Annotated in this window: 2 protein-coding genes and 1 pseudogene; all 3 read right to left on the bottom strand. The window is 62.0% G+C overall.

What is annotated here, in order from left to right:
• The coding region (locus tag AXF19_RS00740) for an alpha/beta hydrolase (protein ID WP_066849924.1) at positions 1–605 on the bottom strand (605 nt) is incomplete at its 3' end.
• 81 nt (positions 606–686) lie between these two features.
• Positions 687–899 (bottom strand): preprotein translocase subunit SecG, encoded by a 213-nt coding sequence (gene secG / locus AXF19_RS00745; protein WP_006693319.1) that lies wholly within the window; start codon positions 897–899, stop codon positions 687–689.
• Positions 900–990: 91 nt separating this feature from the next.
• Positions 991–1,696, bottom strand: a pseudogene (locus AXF19_RS00750) (hexokinase); the annotation flags it as partial.

A 1,696-nucleotide genomic window follows, 5' to 3' on the forward strand; every position in this document is an offset into this window, starting at 1 on the left:
GCGCGCTTCGGATCCGCCGTATGATCCCGCTCCCCGTGCACGATCAGGAGCGGCGCCGTCACGCGCGCAATCTGACGGCAGAGGATCGCGACGACATCGAGCAGCTCGTGAATGGAGACGAGCGGCATGCGCCGATACGTATTGTTTGCACCCTGCGGCACGTCCCTAAGTTTCCTGCGCGCCTTTGGCACATAGCGGTCAATGCATGCCTCGCGCGTGGGCAGATGCTCGAGTCCCTGCTCGGGCGCAATCATGATCGGCGCACCGAGGCTGACAACGTGTGCAACCTCCGCCTCGATAGAGAGCAGGAGGGCAAAGACCGCCCCCATCGAATGACCGACGACGGAAATCCGATCACATGCGCCGCCGAGAATCGCATAGCCGTCGCGCACGGAGTCCATCCAGTCCTCATGCTCCATACGGCTCAGATCCTCGACCGTTGTCCCGTGCCCCGCAAGCCGTATCGCAAGCACGGTGAAGCCGCGCTCGTTCAGATACGCACCGAGCAGGCGCAGCTCCGCCGGCAGCCCCGTAAAGCCGTGAATGAGAAGCACGCCATGCCGCCCGCCCGGCAGAAAAAACGGCTCCGCGCCCTGAAGATGCATGACATTCCCTCCTCGTTCTGATGTTCCCTGTTTGAAAAAATCCCTGCCCCGCATAGCGGTACAGGGATATTCCCTTTTCGTTCAGCTCGACATCCGTGCAATCACAATCGTAATCACGCCAAACAAAATCGCAAATACGATCGTCACGCGCGCGAGCAGCGCGTCCATCCCGCGCGCCTTGCCCGAAAACACCGTGTCGCCGCCGCCGTCGAGACCGCCCATGCCGGCGGACTTCGCCTCCTGCCCGAGCACGGACGCGATGAGGATGATTGCAACAATTGCATCAAGTACCATTAAAATCGTGAGCAAGAAAAAGCCCCTTCTTTCTGCAAGATATTATATTCATCTATCATAGCACAGACCGCGCCGCAGTGGCAAGCAGTTTTCATCCGCGCTCCGTCATTGCCGCCGCGAGCGCCGCACCGAGTCCCGATCCGCCGCTCGCGAGAATGGTGTCAACCTTGCCCGCATCCGCGCCGAGAAGCTCTGCGAATGCGCGCATCATCTCCTCCTTGACGAGCGGCATCTTCTCATAGACCGAGCCGTCAACAGCGATGTGCTGCGCGCGCATCTCCCCGCTGCCCGTCACCTGCCAGAGCGCTCCGACGAAGGTCGCGGCGATGAGGCGCACGGAGCGCACAACGACAGCGCGTGCAAGATCGCGCACGCGCATGGCATCCTCCGCATCGAGTCGCTGTCCCGTCAGTGCCTCGACAAGGGTCGCCGCCGATGTCGCGTCCTCGCTCACATCCTCGAGCATACGGCTGAGGTCAACGCTTGTAAAGCCGTATGCACTGCCCGCTGCACCAAGGAGCTCGGCAAGCGCCATCTCGAAGAGCTCTCCCATGTAGCGGCCGGAGACCATCTTTTCGAGGCGCTGCTCCCCCTTTTTCTCAGACGCTGCGTCGAGTGCCACGTCGAAACGGTTCGGCACGAGCTTGGAGAAGCCGCCCGACTCCATGTTGAGAATCATCGGTGGCTGCGCCGTACCCGTATACGGCTCGAGGTAGCAGGTGTTGTGCCCCGTCGCGTAGATCGCGCCGATGGCGGTCTCGCCGTGGATGTAGGCGGCAGCGAGGAGCACGGCAACC

This window comes from Selenomonas sp. oral taxon 126 (genome assembly GCF_001683335.1).
Classification (GTDB): Bacteria; Bacillota; Negativicutes; order Selenomonadales; family Selenomonadaceae; genus Centipeda.